Annotated in this window: 12 protein-coding genes, 1 tRNA gene and 1 pseudogene; 6 read left to right on the top strand and 8 right to left on the bottom strand. The window is 30.3% G+C overall.

Annotated features, from left to right (window positions below; all coding sequences use genetic code 11):
* Positions 1 to 155 precede the first annotated feature (155 nt).
* The 3 genes from MR76_RS03380 to MR76_RS03390 all read left to right on the top strand — a co-directional run bounded on the left by MR76_RS03380 (position 156) and on the right by MR76_RS03390 (position 3,256).
* Positions 156 to 1,640, top strand: a complete 1,485-nt coding sequence (locus MR76_RS03380) for a proton-conducting transporter transmembrane domain-containing protein (RefSeq protein WP_024072295.1) — start codon at positions 156 to 158, stop codon at positions 1,638 to 1,640.
* A 303-nt stretch (positions 1,641 to 1,943) separates the two neighbouring features.
* The gene (locus MR76_RS03385) at positions 1,944 to 2,462 is read left to right on the top strand and encodes a c-type cytochrome (protein WP_024072296.1); all 519 of its coding nucleotides are present in this window, start codon (positions 1,944 to 1,946) and stop codon (positions 2,460 to 2,462) included.
* 14 nt (positions 2,463 to 2,476) lie between these two features.
* The gene (locus MR76_RS03390; RefSeq protein WP_024072297.1) at positions 2,477 to 3,256 is read left to right on the top strand and encodes an alpha/beta hydrolase; all 780 of its coding nucleotides are present in this window, start codon (positions 2,477 to 2,479) and stop codon (positions 3,254 to 3,256) included.
* A gap of 979 nt (positions 3,257 to 4,235) precedes the next feature.
* On the opposite strand, the gene MR76_RS03395 is transcribed toward MR76_RS03390, so the two are convergent.
* The 4 genes from MR76_RS03395 to MR76_RS04845 all read right to left on the bottom strand — a co-directional run bounded on the left by MR76_RS03395 (position 4,236) and on the right by MR76_RS04845 (position 6,434).
* Positions 4,236 to 4,307: transfer RNA gene (locus MR76_RS03395), tRNA-Val, on the bottom strand.
* A gap of 48 nt (positions 4,308 to 4,355) precedes the next feature.
* Positions 4,356 to 5,252, bottom strand: a complete 897-nt coding sequence (folD, locus tag MR76_RS03400) for a bifunctional methylenetetrahydrofolate dehydrogenase/methenyltetrahydrofolate cyclohydrolase FolD (RefSeq protein WP_024072298.1) — start codon at positions 5,250 to 5,252, stop codon at positions 4,356 to 4,358.
* Positions 5,253 to 5,670: 418 nt separating this feature from the next.
* Positions 5,671 to 6,300 (bottom strand): guanylate kinase, encoded by a 630-nt coding sequence (gene gmk / locus MR76_RS03405; RefSeq protein ID WP_024072299.1) that lies wholly within the window; start codon positions 6,298 to 6,300, stop codon positions 5,671 to 5,673.
* Entirely contained in the window at positions 6,297 to 6,434 is a 138-nt protein-coding gene (locus MR76_RS04845) for a hypothetical protein (RefSeq protein WP_407635601.1), read from the bottom strand. Before MR76_RS04845 ends, gmk begins: the two co-directional genes overlap by 4 nt.
* A 447-nt stretch (positions 6,435 to 6,881) precedes the next feature.
* Here MR76_RS04845 and MR76_RS03410 point away from each other — a divergent pair.
* From MR76_RS03410 to ruvB, 3 genes and pseudogenes are all read left to right on the top strand, one after another.
* A pseudogene (locus tag MR76_RS03410) lies at positions 6,882 to 7,585 on the top strand (heme ABC transporter permease).
* A gap of 8 nt (positions 7,586 to 7,593) precedes the next feature.
* A complete protein-coding gene (gene ruvA, locus MR76_RS03415) occupies positions 7,594 to 8,166 on the top strand; it encodes a Holliday junction branch migration protein RuvA (protein WP_024072301.1) in 573 nt (190 codons plus the stop codon).
* 590 nt (positions 8,167 to 8,756) lie between these two features.
* The gene (ruvB, locus tag MR76_RS03420; RefSeq protein ID WP_024072302.1) at positions 8,757 to 9,746 is read left to right on the top strand and encodes a Holliday junction branch migration DNA helicase RuvB; all 990 of its coding nucleotides are present in this window, start codon (positions 8,757 to 8,759) and stop codon (positions 9,744 to 9,746) included.
* A gap of 214 nt (positions 9,747 to 9,960) precedes the next feature.
* On the opposite strand, the gene MR76_RS03425 is transcribed toward ruvB, so the two are convergent.
* The 4 genes from MR76_RS03425 to sdhA form a co-directional block, all read right to left on the bottom strand.
* Entirely contained in the window at positions 9,961 to 11,172 is a 1,212-nt protein-coding gene (locus tag MR76_RS03425) for a multidrug effflux MFS transporter (protein ID WP_024072303.1), read from the bottom strand.
* A 326-nt stretch (positions 11,173 to 11,498) separates the two neighbouring features.
* A complete protein-coding gene (gene thyX / locus MR76_RS03430; RefSeq protein WP_024072304.1) occupies positions 11,499 to 12,353 on the bottom strand; it encodes an FAD-dependent thymidylate synthase in 855 nt (284 codons plus the stop codon).
* A 701-nt stretch (positions 12,354 to 13,054) separates the two neighbouring features.
* Positions 13,055 to 13,831 carry a succinate dehydrogenase iron-sulfur subunit gene (locus MR76_RS03435; protein WP_024072305.1) on the bottom strand — a complete coding sequence of 259 codons (777 nt, stop codon included), beginning with the start codon at positions 13,829 to 13,831 and terminating at the stop codon, positions 13,055 to 13,057.
* A gap of 36 nt (positions 13,832 to 13,867) precedes the next feature.
* Positions 13,868 to 15,664, bottom strand: coding sequence for a succinate dehydrogenase flavoprotein subunit (sdhA, locus tag MR76_RS03440; RefSeq protein WP_024072306.1), 1,797 nt, complete (start codon positions 15,662 to 15,664; stop codon positions 13,868 to 13,870).
* Between the last annotated feature and the right edge of the window lie 486 nt (positions 15,665 to 16,150).

A 16,150-nucleotide genomic window follows, 5' to 3' on the forward strand; every position in this document is an offset into this window, starting at 1 on the left:
TCCTACTTTTAACTGATTTTCATATACATAAATGATTCACTATACACAAATCACTTTTCTGCAAATGAAAAGAAAACACTATATAAGATACTTTACTTAAAAAAGCTTTATTGTTATTTATAATAGTCCAAATTAAGTATGGTATAATAGCATTTATGCACTTTCTTAATAATTCCATATTAGGTTTTTCTTTAGTATATATAGTTTTCTTCCCATTTATATCTGCTGTTTTGATATTAATGTTAAAGAAAATAAAATATTCACAAGAACTTATAAGTATAGCTTCCTCATGTACTTTATTCTACTTAGTGTGTGAAGCATGCAAGTTTTATATAAAATCCATAAACAATAATCCAGTATTATATATAAAATTATACGAATTCATCCATCCTCAAATACAAATCGCATTCAAAACTGAACCTTTAAGCATAATATTTAGCTTATTACCTTCATTTCTATGGGTAATCACTACTATTTATAGTATTAGCTATATGAAACACAATAATCAAAATAATAATAAACAGCCTATATTTTATGCATGTTTTGCAATGAGTATTGGATGTACAATGGGTATAACGTTTTCAGCAAATTTGCTAACATTATTTATATTTTATGAATTACTAACCATCAGTACATACCCTTTAGTTACATATTACACCAATACTCAGTCACAAATCTCTGGCAGATATTATATAGGAACATTATTAGGAACATCAATGCTACTATTTTTGCCAGCAATCTTAATAATATACAATGTAAGTGGTACATTAGATTTTACTCCAAATGGTATATTACCAGAAAACATCTCTAACAGCTTACTTATGGGTCTATTATTATTATTGATTTATGGAATTGGAAAAGCTGCATTAATGCCCATACATTTTTGGTTACCACAGGCTATGGTGGCTCCTACTCCAGTTAGTGCACTACTACACGCTGTAGCAGTCGTAAAATCCGGAGTGTTTACTATAATAAAAGTCTTATTATATATCATAGGACTAGAAAAATTAAATATACTTATTCAAGAACATGGCAATATACTCATGTATGTCTCAGGAACTACAATTATACTTGCATCTTTAATAGCAATCAAACAAACCAACTTAAAAAAATTGCTTGCATATTCAACAATATCACAACTTGCATATATAGTAATGACAGTATCATTATATACAAAACACGCAATTCAAATTGCTATATTTCAAATGATATCTCATGCTTTTGCAAAAATTACATTATTTTTTGCTGCAGGAGCGATATACACAAAAACAGGAAAAAAATACTTACATGAACTTCATGGAATAGGTATGTCTATGCCTATTACTATGATCGCATTCTCTATTGGCGCTGCTGCAATGATAGGTATACCTCCTGCTCCTACATTTTGGGGAAAATCCTTTATCATGTCAGAAGCACTACATCAAAATAGTACCATAGTAACATCAGTATTAATATTAAGTACTATATTAAATACAATATATTTTCTTCCTATTATATACAATGCATTTTTTAAACCTTGCAGATTTAAATACACAGAAGCTCCCATACCAATGCTCATGGTTATGATCGCAACTACAGCATGTACACTATTTATATTCTTTTCTCCATATACAATTTTCACAACATTCTTCCTTGAATAAAACTATATACATGTAATTTCTAAGTACAATGCAATATCTTATACCTGTTACCTATTTTATAAAGTCATACCTACTTCAAATCAGTGGTCAAGCTTGTCTTAGTACAATCTTCCTATGTAAATAATATGTTAAGCTATAATACAACAGAACTAGAGGTATCCCATATTTCAGTATATATTGTTTACAAATTAATTACCAACTATACTAATTAAGCAAACAATGTTATTTATTGACTATAGTTAATGATTATATTACCCTTAGAGGGGTATAGTATATTACTTATGATCTAGGAATGCAATAGTTATGGACGGATTCCATTTAAATAAAATATTCACAGCCATTTTGTTCGCATCATTTATAGTACTATTTATTAGCAATGTGGTAGATTTACTATATGATCCCAATCCACATACTGAACAAGCAAAAGGTTATCAAATAAATGTAGAGGAGCATACCCTTACAGAAGTTGGAAGTACCGAAGAACAAATTGATATTGAAGCTCTTATAACACAAGCTAATGTTACAAAAGGCAAGGAAATCACAAAAAAGTGCATATCTTGTCATACTTTTGAGAAAGGCGGAGCAAATAGAGTCGGACCAAATTTATGGCACATTGTAGGTAGTAAAAAAGCACACTTGGGAGATAGCTTCAACTATTCAAAAGCAATGCTTAGTAAAGGTGGTACATGGGAACATCAAGATTTATTCCAATTTTTAACAAAGCCTCAAGCTTACATTAAAGGTACACGCATGGCATTTGCTGGAATTTCAAAACCTCAAGATGTAGCAGATTTAATAGCATACCTGCAATCTTTAGAATAACCTCAGGTGAAAATATGTCTAATTATTCTAAATTAGCATTGTCTTATGCACAAGGGCTACACATTGCATATAGGCAACTACCAGGGAACACAGCATCTATTGTGTTTTTCGGTGGCTTTAATTCTAACATGCAAGGTAGTAAAGCAACTGCTTTATATGATTACTGTAAATCACACAACTTAGGGCTAATTTTATTTGATTATTTAGGGCATGGAGAATCAGATGGTCAATTTACTGACTATAACATCAGTGATTGGTACAAAAACTGCACAGAGGTGATAAACCAATTAAATCCTAGTAATAAACCACAAGTTATTATAGGATCTAGCATGGGAGCATGGCTCATGTTACTAGTAGCAATATCCTGTCAAAATAAAGTATTTCATCTAATTAGTCTCGCTGGAGCCCCAGATTTTACTGAATCTTTGATATTTCAAAAATTAAATATGAAGCAAAAAGATGAACTACATAAACATGGTAAAATTATTCTATATCAAAATAATAATACATACTCTTATGTGATAACTCGTAACCTAATTGAAGATGGACGCAAGCATTTACTCTTAAATCAAGAATCCATCAATATTAACTATCCTATAACACTTATTCATGGAATGAATGATGATACAGTACCATATCGGACTTCTATTGCTTTAGCAGAGAAAATAAAATCAAACAATGTCAATTTACATTTAATAAAATCAGCCAACCATAGCTTATCAGATGATGCTTCATTAAAAATTATCTTCAAATGTATCAAGGAAGCAGTAGACCAAAGTTTACAGGTAAAATAACAATAACTTTTTCCATACATAAATAAGAAAATTAGTCATGGATAATGATTCTATGTTTTCAATAGTGAAATAAAATATATACCAATATGTGACAAACACTTTTTACATTAATGAGCAATTGTAGTGATAATATTCCTTTCATCCAAAAAGCAGGAACACAGATATTAATTCAACAGAAACAACTAACCATAAATGTGTTATGTTTTCAATAGTTAAACAAAATATATACTAATAATGTGACAAACACTTTTTACATTAATGAGCAATTGTAGTGATAATATTCCTTTCATCCAAAAAGCAGGAACACAGATATTAATTCAACAGAAACAACTAACCATAAATGTGTTATGTTTTCAATAGTGAAATAAAATATATACCAATATGTGACAAACACTTTTTACATTAATGAGCAATTGTAGTGATAATATTCCTTTCATCCAAAAAGCAGGAACACAGATATTAATTCAACAGAAACAACTAACCATAAATGTGTTATGTTTTCAATAGTTAAACAAAATATATACTAATAATGTGACAAACATTTTTTACATTAACGAGTAATTGTAGTGATAATATTTCTTTTATCCAAAAAGTACGAACACAGATATTAATTTAGCAGAAATAAAAATCATAAATGCGTTATAAAATAGTAAGATACCACTCTCTCTATAGAGGTATAGGAATATTAGTATAGACTTAAAAAATAACACACAAATGCACTGTTTTATTTCGATAATTTATTAAAATATCTTACATAGTATTAAATTTATCACAGAGCAAGTAAGGCCTAGTCATAGCTTTTAACATTACTACAAGCCATTTTCCGTACACAACAATATACAAATCAGATGAAAGAATATGATATAACTTCTTGATATAAACTTTCAATATGCGCATTACATGATAATAAGATGGATTCTTATACAGCTTAGCGTAAGACAGTAAAAGTCATTATATAAATAGAGTAAAACAAAAAGAGTGGGCGATAACAGACTCGAACTGCTGACCCTCTCGGTGTAAACGAGACGCTCTACCACTGAGCTAACCGCCCCTTGTTATCTAGTTATAAACTATAAATGCATTAACTGCAATCAAAGAATTACAAATCTAAATATTTTTCAACAAAATTTTCAACACCAATTTGATTACATGCTGCCATTACAGTATTAACCATTAAAAATGCTATAGTCATAGGCCCTACACCACCAGGAACTGGAGTAATAGCTGAAGCTATACTTCTAGCTCCAGAAAAATCAACATCCCCTACAAACTTTTTAACCCCATTTTCCTCTATAGAATTAATACCCACATCTATAACAATTGCTCCAGGCTTAATCCAAGCAGACTTAACAAAATGAGGTATACCAACTGCAGCTACAAGAACATCAGCTTTAGAACAATAATCAGGTAAATTACGAGTAGCTGAGTGAACTGTAGTAACAGTACAATTTTCTCCCAATAACAAACAAGCCATAGGTTTACCTACTATATTTGACCTCCCTATAACTACAGCATCACTTCCAGATAAATTACGAGTCACAGTTTTAATTAAATAAAGACACCCCCTAGGGGTACAAGGCATTAGACAACCCTTCTGTCCAGTAAATAGCTTCCCTACATTTTCATTGTGAAATCCATCAACATCCTTCCTTGGATCAATAGTATTAATTATTAAATTCTTATCAATATGTTTTGGTACAGGAAGTTGTACTAAAATCCCATGAACACTATCATCATTATTCAACTCACGTATTTTATCAATCAAACTGCTTTCAGATGTCGTGCTCGGTAATAACACAGTTTCAGATTTGAGTCCCAACATTTCCGCCTTTCGCTGCTTGTTACGCACATATAAATGACTTGCAGGATCATCACCAACAAGTATAACTATCAAACATGGCGTTAGATTATGCTGTAACTTTAAATCACTAATACATGTAGCAAGTGTACTAGTAATATCCTCAGCAATCGCTTTTCCATTTATAATATCTTCCATCAGAGTCCAAAAACCGTTATCACCAGTTTACAGACTAGTACACTTTATAAAAAACTTCAACAAACATTAATAACAAATTTCGTATAACCACAGATAGATAATCTGATAATCACCATTGTGATATTTTTTGTCAATTCTATGTAGTTTTTATCTTTGTAAAATGTCTTTTATATACTACTACCACTTACTTCTTATCACACAAATGTTCTTAATTTTACCACAATAAATACAATCAAACTTCTAAATTAAGTTCTCTTTTCCCTCAAGAAAGTGACTATAAAATGAATTCTTAAAAACTATGCATGTACCAATAAAATGTAGTAACATAGAAAACTTTTTCATTTCCTACTGCCTTACATAAAATCAATTATAATCATAAGATTCATAATTTTGACACATCATAAACACATATTTCCCACTATCTTATACAATTATCAACAAATTGTTTCAGAGATATCTTTCGTTGCGTTCTTAATTTTTCTGACGTAAAAATGCATCTAATTTGATGAACACTTTCTCCAATATCATGATTAACAATAACGTAATCATAATGATAGCAATGACTGATTTCAAATGCAGCCTCTTCTAATCTTTTATTTATTATATCACTTTCCCCGCTACGATTATATAGACGTCTTTTCAATTCTTCCATAGATGGAGGTAATATGAAAACACTAACTACATGTTCTCGCATAATGTCAATTAATTTAAATGCTCCTTGCCAATCAATACTGAACAACACACTAACACCATTAGTAATATTATCGATGACAAACTTACGAGGTATACCATAATAATTTCCAAAAACTTTTGCATACTCTAACATCTGATCTGTATTACACAAATTAATGAATTCAGATTCAGTTACAAAAAAATAATCTTTACCATTAACTTCACCACCTCTAGGTTCACGGGTAGTAACAGAAATTGATCTAACAAGATCATTTTGCAATTCATCAATTAATAAATGAGATATTGTAGTTTTACCGCCTCCAGAAGGAGAAGATATAACTAACATTATTCCTCTACTTTTTAAATTATAATTCACCTTACATTCCATAAAACAACACAATAATCATTATCTAAGGTTTGAGTACAAGCAGTTTTACCGCCTCCAGAAGGAGAAGATATAACTAACATTATTCCTCTACTTTTTAAATTATAATTCACCTTACATTCCATAAAACAACACAATAATCATTATCTAAGGTTTGAGTACAAGCTTTTAATTTAGCACAAAATTCCATTATCAAATGTTTAAATAATGTCACTTTCCATACATTATGCAGCAATAACTTAATAAAAAGAATATTATACTCAACACTTGAAATGCATTCTATAAAATCTGATCACCAAATTTCTTTACACATACAAAACAGTATATTACCGACAAATGCTACAATGTTGGATATAAAAACAAAATATGCATTTAATATACCATAAATTCCTTATAACAAATATTAAAACTTACTCGCTAACATTTCTATAACTAAAAAAACTATACGAAAATATAAAAATATTAACAATTTAATTGTAAAAATATATTCTAATAAACTACTCTCACCATATTAGATTGCCTAATATTGTAATTTATGATACGTTAAATAATCATGTAATTACTTATATGCTATGAGTAAGTTCATCCGTTATACAAGGTCACTTTTACCATATACAATACTCTTGTTTTTATTTTTTTACTATGTAGTTTATACATGGTATTTATCTTATCTCCAGCAGATTATAAGCAAGGAGAATTCGTTCGTATTATGTATCTACATGTACCATCTGCATGGATATCACTTGGATCATACACATTAATGGCAATCTTTAGCTTTATAGCACTAGTATGGCGAAATGTAATTCTAGCAATTATATCACATGCCATTGCCCCTCTTGGTTTAACATTTACATCTATATGTTTAATTACTGGCAGTATATGGGGTAAATGTACTTGGGGAACGTGGTGGGTATGGGATGCACGTTTAACATCAATGTTAGTATTACTTTTTCTTTATTTAGGATACATATCCTTATGGAACTTTTTTGACAATGAAGATAGATCTATGAAAGCTGCTTCAATATTTGCTATATTCAGTGCAATTAATATTCCAATTATCAAGTTTTCTGTCAACATATGGACAACATTACATCAACCTGCAAGCGTATTACGCAAAAGTGGAATTGCTATTGATATTTCAATGCTAATGCCTCTTTTTGCAATGTTTGCTACACTTGGTCTACTATTCTGTATATTGTTAATACTTAGGTTACATACACTAATTAACCTGCGCAAAATCAATTCTAAACTTATCTTATTAAATAATATTCTCTGAGGAAAGTGTTGATAGGTAGTCTTACAGGCATTATAGAAGAAGTACACAACAACCATATTATATTAAATGTGGGTAATGTTGGGTACATAATTCAAGTTTCATATAAAGTTTTACAAACTTGTAAAATCGGAAACAACATTAAACTTTATATAGAAACTTACGTCAATAGAGACAATCTAACTCAATTATATGGATTTTTAGATAAACAAGAACAAGAGTACATGAGAATGTTAGTTACAATAAATGGAATTAATTATAAAACAGCAATGTCAATATTAAGTAAACTATCACCAGAACAAATCTTTTCTGCAGTAATAAACAATAATAAAAACGCATTTAGAGGAAATGGTATAGGAGAAAAACTTGCAGGACGTATTGTAACTGAACTTCAATACAAAATTAGCAAAGTACAAATAGAAAAAACTTTTACAATACAAGAAGATGACTCTTTAGCTGCTCTTATAAGTTTAGGTTATGACAAATTAAAAGCATTTAATGTAGTACAAGAAATAAAATCTAATTTTCCTAATGACTCCATACAAGAAGTTATACGAAAAGCATTACAAAAACTTTCCCAATAGATTGTAAGTCACAAAGTTACGCAAAACATGTAAATTTTCTTCTACATGAACTTAGATTATAAAAAATGTTAGAATATATTAAACCATGCAGATTTTCACCTTAAACTGTAACTAATAATTTATATGGTAGTAACTACTGTAATTATATTAGGATCAAATATTAAGTAATTCTCACATAATATCCCTAATATTCACGAACTCATTATTTTAAAGTATATACCCATAATAGTATTCTTTCATTCAATAATAAGGTAGAACACCATACCATTATCTATCATTTAGTTATTAATATCTTATTTCAGGTGAAATAATAGTTACATTGACTTCACAAATTTTGATATTTCGTCTATATACAAAAAGTATAAAGATACTTAAAATTATGTACAAAAACTACACCCTATACATAAGATATATTGAAATAGTCATAGATCATGTATACAGCTGCACTTTTTTGCATACTGATCCCCTTATCTTGCGACATGAAAAACATAATAGTTATTATTCTTTTAATTATAAAGAAAGTACAAATTTATCTATAATAGAGTATCATACCATTATACTTCAGAAGAGAACATAATAAAGAAGACTTTATGAAAAATATATTGCAAAGCACTGAATGCTTAGAAGATCAACAAAATATCTCAATGAGACCTAATCTATTAGACGATTTTATAGGACAAAGTAGCATAGTTAATAATCTCAAAATTTTCATAAATGCAGCTTATACACGTAAAGAATCAATGGATCACGTACTATTATATGGTCCACCAGGACTTGGGAAAACAACATTAGCACACATAATAGCAAAAGAACTAAAAGTAAACTTTCGATCAACAGCTGGACCACTACTAAGTAAAGCAGGAGATTTAGCCGCAATACTTACTAATCTTCAGGCAAAAGATATATTATTTATAGATGAAATACATCGCTTAAATCGCAACATAGAAGAAATACTATACTCTGCAATGGAAGATTTTTGTTTAGATATAATAGTGGGAGAAGGATGTGGAGCACGTACATTAAGAGTAGACCTACCTCCATTTACACTAGTTGGAGCCACAACACGAATTGGTTTATTGTCAAATCCACTACGTGATCGTTTCGGTATACCAATACATTTAGAATTCTATTCAACTGAAGAACTTATAAAAGTGATACAACGTGCTGCAAACGTTATGAAGATAAATATTTCTGAAAGTGGGGCACAAGAAATTTCTCTTAGATCTCGTGGTACACCCAGAATTGCACTTAGATTATTACGTAGAATACGGGATTTTATAGAAGTAACAGAACATAACAAAATTATTACAGATACATTTGCCGATAAAACACTACTACGTTTAGGCATTGATGAACTAGGATTAGATAGGCAAGATATTCAATATTTAAAATTCATATATGACTCTAATAATCCAACTGGAATAGACACTATATCTTCCGGATTATCAGAAGATACAGGAAATATAGAGGAAACTATAGAACCATATCTTATAAAAATAAATTTTATACAACGCACACCACGTGGTAGAGTAATTACAGAAAAAGCAATATCTCATCTTAGGGAACAAGCGTATATTTAAGAGTAAATAAATCATTTATTATACAAACTAATAAAACGCTATAAAAACTATAGAAAATCTTTATTAGATATAAAAACTCACTACATTAGTATCACAATCCTATTTTCTATCTCTAAAAAAAGAATAAGCCCATATTTAAGAAGCAATAAAATCTTTATTAGATGTAAAAATTAAATACCTAATATTAACCTTCTATTTCTAAAAAAAACATTGATTATAGACTGATCAATTCAGATTTATTATCTTTATCACTCATTCTTAAAAGAACATATATAACAATACAAATGATAGAACAAATTATTGGAAACAGTATCACTGGAATTAGAGTGCCATCATAAAAACACCCTAAAATATAAATACCAAGTGCACCAAAAATTGTTTGTAAGAACAGAATAAACGCAGAACCTATACCCGACTCTCTAATTTCAGAAAAAGCAGCAGTCATATTATTTCCAAGAATAAAAGCAATACCCACACCAGATGGAATCCACATAATTTCTGCTAACAAAGGAGTAATTTCAAGCATCTGATAGAGTATAAAGACACTCATATCTGATAGAGTAGTTAAAATCAATCCTAAAAGTAACATATTATTTATTCCAAATCTCTCAACAAATCTTTGATTTAAAATTGCACCAACAATATAAGCAGCCACATTAATAGCAACAAAATAACCATAATAACTAACAGGCACTCCCATATCTTTTACAAAAATAAATGGCAAATTAGCTATACATGACCAAATCCACATAATAGTCAAACTTTGAATTAAAGCAAAACCACAAAACCTAATATTTAAAATAAGTTCTTTATACTTTCGCATAATTGACAAGAAAGAGATCTTACTATCAATTTTTTCAAGAATAATAGTTTCTTTTAAGAACACAAATAAACATCCTAAAACTAGTATTGCCATTATGGATATTGTTATAAACAACACATTCCAATGATAACCGTGTGCTATAATAGCACTACCTAAAATCGGACCCAGTACTGGAGAAAATGCTACTGCCATATTTACTATGGAAATATTTTTAGCACACTCACTTCCAGAATATATATCCTTGATAATAGCATATCCAACAACTCCAGCTACACCTGCACCAAAACCCTGAACAAAACGCATAATGATTAATACAATAATATTGTTAGCAAAACAACATGCTACGCTTGCCAACATAAATATTCCCACACCTAACAACATAATAGGTCTACGTCCATAATAATCAGATAATGGACCATAAAACAATCCTGAAATAGAGATTCCAGCTAAGTTTAAGCTAATTGTTAATTGTGCAATAGTGTGATCTACGGCAAAAAAATCACTAATCTTCGGTAAGCTAGGTAGATATATATCTGAAGATATATCAGACAGAATAATAACTGCAATAATAAGAATTAAAATATTTCCCTTTAAAATTTTCATACACTAAAACAAAATCCTTAATTAACAAACATATTACTAATATAACATTCCATATAAAATTACTGTAGATAATTAATAATACTAGCTTCTTAAAACTGATATTAAAAAAAATCAATTTTACTTTACTATGATTTTCTAGAAAATTTTTGAATCTATAATAACACAAATATATAAAAAATTTGATGAATGTAAAGATATTAACCATAGTATTTATCTTATAAAATTCCAATCGCAAGCTCATAGATCCAAAGTCTAAAGTACTAAAACTATTATTAAGTACCATTATGTTAACACAATAACGCAGGTATTTAAACTACCTAAAAAATTTATTCAGGCTTTAAAATAGCCATTAGTTCCCTCCATTCCCTTTTTCCAATACTAGTATCTTCTCGAACAATCTTTTCTCCAGCAATTAATTTTCTAACAACATCCAATGCACTCTTTGAAAAATTTTGGGATTCTAAACAATACTCAACAAAAGCTGTATAAGTTAATGGAACCCATTTTTTTACAATATCCAACATAGTTTTTGCATATAGTCTAATTTCATATTGAGCATTCGCTTCAGACCTTAACTTCAAGAAGTGCAATAAATTATGTAAATCTATTTTCCAATACCACTCAGTATAATAATTTAAAGTAAGATTAACACGTGCTATTTCCCTAGAAACGCTTTTCTCTAAAAACTTATTATAAGTTTCATATACCATATTAGAGTCATGTACTAAAAGATCAGCAACATATTTAGCATCTTCGTCAGATAAATTACTTCCTCTACCCTGAGCATTATCTTCAGATTGTTTTGCTATTTGATCATATTCTGGAATGTAGAATTCATGATCTAACACAGAATACCTTGCAGAATATTCATTCACATTTGCAGTACGGTGACGTACCCATTGCCTTGCAACAAATATAGGCAACTTAATATGAAATTTTATTTCACACATTTCAAATGGAGTAGTGTGTGAATGGCGCATCAAATAATTAATCAATGCAGCATCTTGACTTACACTCTTAGTACCCCTGCCATAAGATATTCTAGCAGCTTGTACTACAGATTCATCAGATCCCATATAATCAACTAGCCTAACAAATCCTTTATCTAAAACTTTATACTCCTTATAAAGAATTTTTTCTAACTCAGGAACAACTATACGTCTTGTAACCGCTGATTCCATAATTCCCCTACACCTTAATTATCCACACTTAATACTAACAATTGCCCATATTAGATCAAGTTTTTAAAATTACAATCAGCTATTTATATGTATGATAAAAAGCATATTACAAAATTTCAAACTATTTCACGCTATAACAAAAAATTAAAAGTTTGTTTTCTTTACTATAAATTATGTCTAATAGCAACACTAAAAATCATCTGAATTTTTGTCGAACCTATCATCATGCAGTAAAAAATCTCATAAACTTACAGCACAGACAATCAAGTATCAGCATTGTCTTCCCTATTTCTACTTTTACCCCTATAGGCTAAATACTTTGAAAACACATCATATAATCAATTAAATCTGTTTTACCACAACACTAAACACCATCTGAATTTTTGTCAAATCCATCATCATGCAGTAAAAAATCTCATAAACTTACAGCACAGACAATCAAGTATCAGCATTGTCTTCCCTATTTCTACTTTTACCCATATAGGCTAAATACTTTGAAAACACATTATATAATCAATTAAATCTAAAAAATCCTATGAATCGATAGTATAGAGAACTAAAATTAGAACATATTTTTTACCTCTATACTCTCCTTTACTACAAGATTTACAACATTTAAAAAAATACATGCTAGGATATGTAACTTTATTATCAATCAAGATTAATTATAAAAAAACATAACTCCAACAATACTCTTTGTATTACCTTCTTACCATCATTTGTTTTATATGAGCAATTGCTTTCGCTGGATTCAAACCTTTAGGACAAGTCTTAGTACAGTTCATAATAGTATGACAACGATATAACTTGAATGTATCATCAAGTAGATCCAACCTACTATCTGATGCTTCATCCCTGCTATCAATAAGCCATCTATAAGCTTGCAATAACGCTGCTGGTCCTAAATATTTATCTGAGTTCCACCAATAACTAGGACAACTAGTACTACAACATGCACATAATATACAATCGTATATTCCATCCAATTTACTTCTATCTTCTATTGTTTGTAACCTTTCTTTGTTATGACTAGGTTCCTTAGCTTGTATCCATGGAGTAACTGATTCATATTGTTTATAAAAATTACTTAAATCAGGGACTAAATCCTTTATAACATGCATATGTGGTAAAGGATAAATATTTACATCTGATTTAATATCTGAAATTGCTTTTGTACAGGCTAAAGTATTAGTCCCATCAATATTCATCGCACATGAACCACATATGCCTTCTCTACATGATCTCCTAAATGTTAATGTAGCATCAACTTCATTCTTAATCTTTATCAAAGCATCAAGTACCATTTGCCCACATTCATCAAGATCTATAAAGAATGTATCAATTCTTGGATTTTCGTCATCATCTGGAGACCATCTATATATTTTAAAACATTTTACATTCTTTGCTCCTTCATGGGCAGAATGGACTTTACCATTTTTATTAATTTTAGAATTCCTAGGTAAAAAAAACTGAACCATAGTAAAACCTTTTAAATAACCACCATAGAGATAGTGTTAATATACCCTTTTTTGCGGAGGAAAATACTGAACATCATCTGTTAAAGTTGTCTTAGCAACATCCTTATATTTTATCCTCACAGAACAATTTGTAGAATTATACCACGCCAAGCTATGCTTCATCCAGTTTTTATCATCACGATCAGGAAAATCTTCACGTGCATGAGCACCTCTACTTTCTTGACGATTCGCAGCACATTCCATTGTTACAACTGCTTGTGGCATCATATTAGTTAGCTCTAAGGCTTCAACTAAATCACTATTCCATATCATACTCCTATCCTCAACTGCAATTTCAGATAGAGATTCAGCAACACTTTTAATCTTCACCTTGCCTTCTTCAAGTACTTCCTCTGTACGGAAAACAGCTGCATGATTTTGCATTACATTTTGCATATTACTACGTATCTCTGATACACGCAAACTTCCTTTTGAAAATCTCAACGCATCAAATCTATCAATTATCCATTCTTCTAATGACTTCTTAACTGGAACATGTAACATACCAGGTTTAATTAACTCTTTAGCTCTAATTGCTGCTGCTCTTCCAAAAACTACTAAATCAAGCAATGAATTAGATCCTAAACGATTAGCTCCATGTACAGAAACACAAGCTGCTTCTCCTATGGCAAATAGCCCCGGTACTACTTGTTCCCTACCATCAGTTAAAGTTAAAACTTCACCATGATAATTTGTAGGGATACCTCCCATATTATAATGAACAGTTGGCAAAACTGGTATTGGCTCTTTTACAACATCCACTCCAGCAAAAGTACGAGCAGTTTCACTAATACCTGGTAATCTTTCACTAATAACCTTTTCACCTAAATGAGATATAGATAAATACACATGATCTTTTTTTGGACCAACACCACGACCTTCTCTGATTTCTAAAGTCATCGCTCTACTAACAACATCACGAGACGCTAAATCTTTAGCTTTTGGAGCATAACGCTCCATAAATCTTTCCCCCTCAGAATTAAGTAAATATCCACCTTCTCCTCTACAACCTTCCGTTATCAAACATCCAGCACCATATATTCCAGTTGGGTGAAATTGTACAAATTCCATATCTTCTAATGGTAAATTAATACGGGATACCATACCTCCCCCATCACCAGTACAAGTATGTGCGCTAGTAGCAGAAAAATATATCCTACCGTAACCACCTGTAGCAAGAACAACGATGTGAGCACGGAACCGGTGTAATGTACCATCACATAAGGACCATGCTAATACACCCTTACACTGACCTTCTTCATCCATTATTAAATCAATAGCAAAATACTCTACAAAAAATTTAGCATTATATTTTAAAGACTGTTGATACAATGTATGAAGTATTGCATGACCTGTCTTATCAGATGCAGCGCATGTACGCACTGCTGGCTTACCCTTACCAAATTCAGTAGTCATTCCACCAAAAGGACGTTGATATATTTTACCATCACTAGTACGAGAAAAAGGAACTCCATAACGCTCAAGCTCGATTACAGCTTCTGCTGCATTTTTACACATGTATTCAATAGCATCCTGATCACCAAGCCAATCTGAACCTTTGACTGTATCAAACATATGCCATCTCCAGTCATCTTCAGAAACGTTACCTAATGCAGCACTGATACCACCTTGAGCTGCTACTGTATGACTTCGTGTAGGAAAGACTTTCGATATACATGCAACTGATAATCCAACATTAGTCATACCAAAAGTTGCTCTTAATCCTGCTCCTCCAGCCCCTACTATTACAACATCATATTCATGATCTATAATATCATATGCAGAACTAGACATTACAAAAAATAATATTTAAATAATAAACATAATTAGGCTATCACAATAACACAGCGAGTCAATATAATTCCTATGTTAAACAAGTTCATAATATAGCTTACAATTTTTCAAAAAACTAATAATAAATAGCACTAATACTTATTAACAAAAAACAAGTAAAATCTTTAAAAAAATCTAGAAATTAATCCTAAATTGTTAGCAATTCAACTACTGTTACTAATATGTCATGATCACTGAACAGCACAACTAAGATTTTTAAATCACTTCATTTATTAAGACACATAAAACCCTTAATAAGTATATTCTCATTTTTATAAACAAACTCACGTATATTAATCACGCAAAACCTATTTGATAAATATACACCTAACTTACCATACTTATTCTATATGCTCACAATACTATTTTTCTTTCAGAGCTGATAACGAAATAAAGTTGACACCATCATTGTAATACATGTTACTAAATACTATCTATTTTATCACT

This window comes from Ehrlichia muris AS145 (assembly GCF_000508225.1).
Taxonomy (GTDB): Bacteria; Pseudomonadota; Alphaproteobacteria; order Rickettsiales; family Anaplasmataceae; genus Ehrlichia; species Ehrlichia muris.

Coding starts and splice junctions, on each gene's coding strand:
- thyX (WP_024072304.1), bottom strand. CDS start 12,353: ATGGAATCAGCGGTTACAAGACGTATAGTTGTTCCTGAGTTAGAAAAA.
- MR76_RS03390 (WP_024072297.1), top strand. CDS start 2,477: ATGTCTAATTATTCTAAATTAGCATTGTCTTATGCACAAGGGCTACAC.
- MR76_RS03425 (WP_024072303.1), bottom strand. CDS start 11,172: ATGAAAATTTTAAAGGGAAATATTTTAATTCTTATTATTGCAGTTATT.
- folD (WP_024072298.1), bottom strand. CDS start 5,252: ATGGAAGATATTATAAATGGAAAAGCGATTGCTGAGGATATTACTAGT.
- sdhA (WP_024072306.1), bottom strand. CDS start 15,664: ATGTCTAGTTCTGCATATGATATTATAGATCATGAATATGATGTTGTA.
- MR76_RS03380 (WP_024072295.1), top strand. CDS start 156: ATGCACTTTCTTAATAATTCCATATTAGGTTTTTCTTTAGTATATATA.
- ruvB (WP_024072302.1), top strand. CDS start 8,757: ATGAAAAATATATTGCAAAGCACTGAATGCTTAGAAGATCAACAAAAT.
- MR76_RS03435 (WP_024072305.1), bottom strand. CDS start 13,831: ATGGTTCAGTTTTTTTTACCTAGGAATTCTAAAATTAATAAAAATGGT.
- MR76_RS04845 (WP_407635601.1), bottom strand. CDS start 6,434: ATGGAATGTAAGGTGAATTATAATTTAAAAAGTAGAGGAATAATGTTA.
- MR76_RS03385 (WP_024072296.1), top strand. CDS start 1,944: ATGGACGGATTCCATTTAAATAAAATATTCACAGCCATTTTGTTCGCA.